This is a genomic window from Citrobacter sp. R-1.5.2 (genome assembly GCF_035064245.1).
GTDB lineage: Bacteria > Pseudomonadota > Gammaproteobacteria > Enterobacterales > Enterobacteriaceae > Citrobacter.
Genome location: NZ_JASEYC010000049.1, coordinates 1 through 3765, shown reverse-complemented (window position 1 = coordinate 3765; position 3765 = coordinate 1). Strand labels below are relative to the sequence as shown.

Below are 3765 nucleotides of genomic sequence, written 5' to 3'. Positions count from 1 at the left end.
GAGCGCACTCCGGCACCGCCAACTTTCAGCACATGCGTGTAAATCATCGTCGTAGAGACGTCGGAATGGCCGAGCAGGGGTCGTTTGCGGGAGGGGGCGGAATCCTACGCTAAGGCTTTGGCCAGCGATATTCTCCGGTGAGATTGATGTGTTCCCATCCGAGCGGCGAAACATGGGCCAAGAGATCGGGCGATAGCAGCTTTCCATCGCGTTTCTGGTTTGCAACGACCTCGCCGAGCTTCATGGTGTTCCAGAAGATGATGATGGCGGCGAGCAGATTCATGCCGGCGATGCGGTAATGCTGGCCTTCGGCGGAACGGTCGCGGATTTCACCGCGGCGGTGGAAGCTGATTGCCCGCTTCAGCGCATGATGAGCTTCGCCTTTGTTGAGCCCGATCTGGGCACGCCGTTGGAGTTCGGCATCCAGAATCCAGTCGATCATGAACAGGGTGCGCTCGACGCGACCGACTTCCCGCAGGGCTGTCGCGAGCTCGTTCTGCCGCGGATAGGAGGCGAGTTTCCGCAGAATCTGGCTTGGCGCGACGGTCCCGGCAGCAATGGTGGCGGCGATGCGCAGGATGTCGGGCCAATTGCGCTCGATCATGGCTTGGTTGACCTTTCCGCCGATCAACGCTCGCAGGTGCGCCGGGGCGGCCGACGGATTGAACGCGTAGAGCCGTTTGGATGGCAGGTCGCGGATGCGCGGAGCGAACCGGTAGCCGAGAATGGCACATGCGGCAAAGACGTGATCGGTGAAGCCGCCCGTGTCGGTGAACTGCTCGCGGATATGGCGTCCAGCATCGTTCATCAGCAGGCCATCGAGGATGTAAGGCGCTTCGCTTGCCGTTGCAGGAATCACCTGGGTTGCGAACGGCGCATATTGGTCGGAGACGTGGCTATAGGCTTTCAGGCCCGGGGTATTGCCATATTTCGCGTTGACCAGGTTCATGGCCTCACCTTGCTCTGTAGCGACGAAGAACTGTCCGTCGCTCGAAGCCGACGTGCCCATGCCCCAGAACCGGGCCATGGGTAACGCTGCCTGTGCCTCGACCACCATGGCCAGCGCCCGGTCATAGGCTTCGCCCTCGACATGCCACCGTCCAATGCGGATCAATTCCCAGAAGGTGTGGGTGTTTGTCGCATCCGCCATTTTGCGCAAGCCGAGGTTGATCCCTTCCGCCAAGATAACGTTCATTAGCCCGATCCGGTCAGCGCAGGGTGCTCCTGTGCGCAGATGGGTGAACGCTTCGGTGAAGCCGGTCGCCGCATCCACCTCCAGCAGGAGATCGGTGATGCGCGTGGGCGGGATCTGCTTGTAGAGATCGAGCACCAGATCTTCGGCGCCTGTCGGCGCGGCGGCTTCGAGTTTCTCGATATGCAGAACGCCGTTTTCAATCGACCCGCCCGGGATCGTGCCTGCGCGAGCGGCACGGCCAAGCTCGCGCAACCGCATGTCGAGGCGAGCTTGCCGGTCTGCCAGCCATTCCTCCGGCCGCAATGGCACAGCGAGACGACCGCCTTCCGCGATGGCTTGTGCCGGAACGAGTGCGTGTTTCAGATCGCCATAGCGCCGGGACCTAGTAAGCCAGACATCTCCGGAGCGGAACGCATCGCGCAGATGGAACAGCACCGCGATCTCCCATAGGCGAGCGTCGCCAGCCCTCTGGGCCCGAAGGTGGCGATGCCATTTCGAGCTGGGCCGCAAGAAGCTGGTCATCGCGGCATCGTTCAAACCGGTACGAAGGGCCGTCACCGCTTCCAGAAGCGGCAGTGCAACGGGCGCAGCTCGCAGATCGAGCAGGCGCAACATGCGTGGAGCGTATCGGCGGAAGCGGTGATAACCGTCGAGCACATGATTGAGCGGATCGTCGGCCATGGTGGCGGTCAGCCTGGTTGCCATTGCAACAAGGGTTTTTAAGCCGTCCCACCCTGACCCACTCGCGATGACATCGCCCAGCGGCTGGCCATCATCCTGTGCATCGACCAGGGCGCCCCCGATCTCGGCGAAGGATTTCAGGGTGTCACGCACCACCCCCGCTTCGTCTGCGACCTTTGCATGGCAAATACGCTCCGAAGCACGGTAGAGACGGCCGACGATCCGGTCGTGGGTTTCGACCACTGCGTCGGCCAACATCGCCTGCCATTCCGAGACGCAAACAGCCAAGATCGCAAGCCGCCTGTCCTCCGGGAGATCGCGCATGCCGTCGGCATAATACCGTTCACCCTGCCTGCGCAGACGAGTCACCCGATGGGCAGGAACGCCGGCAAGCAGATCCTCGGGGAGATCGACGCGTTGCAGATATTCGAGCCGGTCGAGCAGCCGGTTGGCCGACGAAGAGTTCGAGCCAGGCTCGAACTGGCGCAGCCACACAAAACGGGTCACCCGATCATCAGCCGTCTCCTCGAGCAATGCCAGCAACTGTTCTCGGATCGACATAGGCAGCCGACTGGCGATCCTCGTCTCGATGCGTCGCTCGGCATCGACGAGAGCCGCGGCACAAAGCCGCTCGATCGTGGATGTCGCGGGAAGGACAGTGCGGGTGCGTCGGCACTCGGCTACGAAGCGACGGGCGATATCCTCGTTCGACACCGCCATCTCGGCTTCTCGGAACAACCATTCCTTCAGCTCGCTCGCACCACGTCCGGAGAAGGTGCGGAAGCCGTAGAGCCCCCGTAACTCGGCAAGATGCTCGTGCCGTGTTTCCTCGCGGGCAGCATAGTCTACGAGATCGTCGGCACCCAGGCCAAGCTGCGCTCCGATAAATTCGATGACCTCTGCAGGGATCAGTTCGCCTGGAGCCAGCACCCGGCCGGGATAGCGCAGGACACACAATTGCAGGGCGAAGCCGAACCTGTTGTGAGCGCGCCGACGCAGCCTGATATGCCCAAAGTCTTCATCACTCAGCGTATAGTGCTTGAGCAAATCCGTCTGTGAAGTCGGCAAGCGCAACAGCGCGTCTTTCTGCCGATCGGTTAGAGTGACGCGACGCGGCATACATGTTCCTTTTTCAAAATCTGATAGCGTTCAAGACGCTTTGTTTATGAAGCTGGTTGAGATACATTTCCAGAGGTCAATGCAATCGTGGCCGAAGCGCCGCCTCAAACCAACGTTTGTGATACATGCTGATCGGATATGCCCGCGTCTCCAAAGCCGATGGCTCGCAGTCTCTCGACCTGCAGCACGACGCCTTGCGCGCCGCAGGTGTCGAACGGGACAATATCTATGATGATCTTGCTTCCGGCGGTCGTGATGATCGCCCTGGCTTGACTGCCTGCCTCAAGTCATTGCGTGACGGCGATGTGCTGGTGGTCTGGAAGCTCGATCGCCTCGGACGATCGCTTGCCCATCTGGTCAACACGGTGAAGGAGCTGTCAGACCGCAAGATCGGCCTGCGGGTTCTGACTGGAAAGGGCGCTCAGATCGACACCACGACTGCGTCCGGTCGCATGGTGTTCGGAATCTTCGCCACCTTGGCCGAGTTCGAGCGGGATCTGATCCGAGAGCGCACCATGGCGGGTCTCGCCTCCGCGAGAGCGCGCGGTCGCAAGGGCGGACGAAAATTCGCGCTCACCAAAGCTCAGGTGCGTCTCGCGCAAGCCGCCATGGCCCAGCGCGATACTTCAGTTTCCGATCTCTGCAAGGAACTCGGCATCGAGCGCGTCACTCTCTACCGATATGTCGGTCCCAAAGGCGAGCTCAGAGACCATGGAAAGCATGTTCTCGGACTTACGTAGCAACTCGTTTCTTTTCGCAGGTTGAGCCAC

At 61.1% G+C, this 3765-nt stretch carries 2 protein-coding genes and 1 pseudogene; 1 reads left to right on the top strand and 2 read right to left on the bottom strand.

Annotated features, from left to right (window positions below; translation table 11 throughout):
* Nucleotides 1–77, bottom strand: a pseudogene (locus tag QMN38_RS26345) (integrase); the annotation flags it as partial.
* A 32-nt stretch (nucleotides 78–109) separates the two neighbouring features.
* Nucleotides 110–2995 carry a Tn3 family transposase gene (locus QMN38_RS26340; RefSeq protein WP_011116984.1) on the bottom strand — a complete coding sequence of 962 codons (2886 nt, stop codon included), beginning with the start codon at nucleotides 2993–2995 and terminating at the stop codon, nucleotides 110–112.
* 125 nt (nucleotides 2996–3120) lie between these two features.
* Here QMN38_RS26340 and QMN38_RS26335 point away from each other — a divergent pair, with 125 nt between their 5' ends.
* Nucleotides 3121–3735, top strand: coding sequence for a recombinase family protein (locus QMN38_RS26335; protein WP_000904906.1), 615 nt, complete (start codon nucleotides 3121–3123; stop codon nucleotides 3733–3735).
* Nucleotides 3736–3765: the final 30 nt, after the last annotated feature.

Bases quoted from the DNA above. Each gene is read 5' to 3' on its own strand.
- QMN38_RS26340 (WP_011116984.1), bottom strand. From the start codon at position 2,995: ATGCCGCGTCGCGTCACTCTAACCGATCGGCAGAAAGACGCGCTGTTG.
- QMN38_RS26335 (WP_000904906.1), top strand. From the start codon at position 3,121: ATGCTGATCGGATATGCCCGCGTCTCCAAAGCCGATGGCTCGCAGTCT.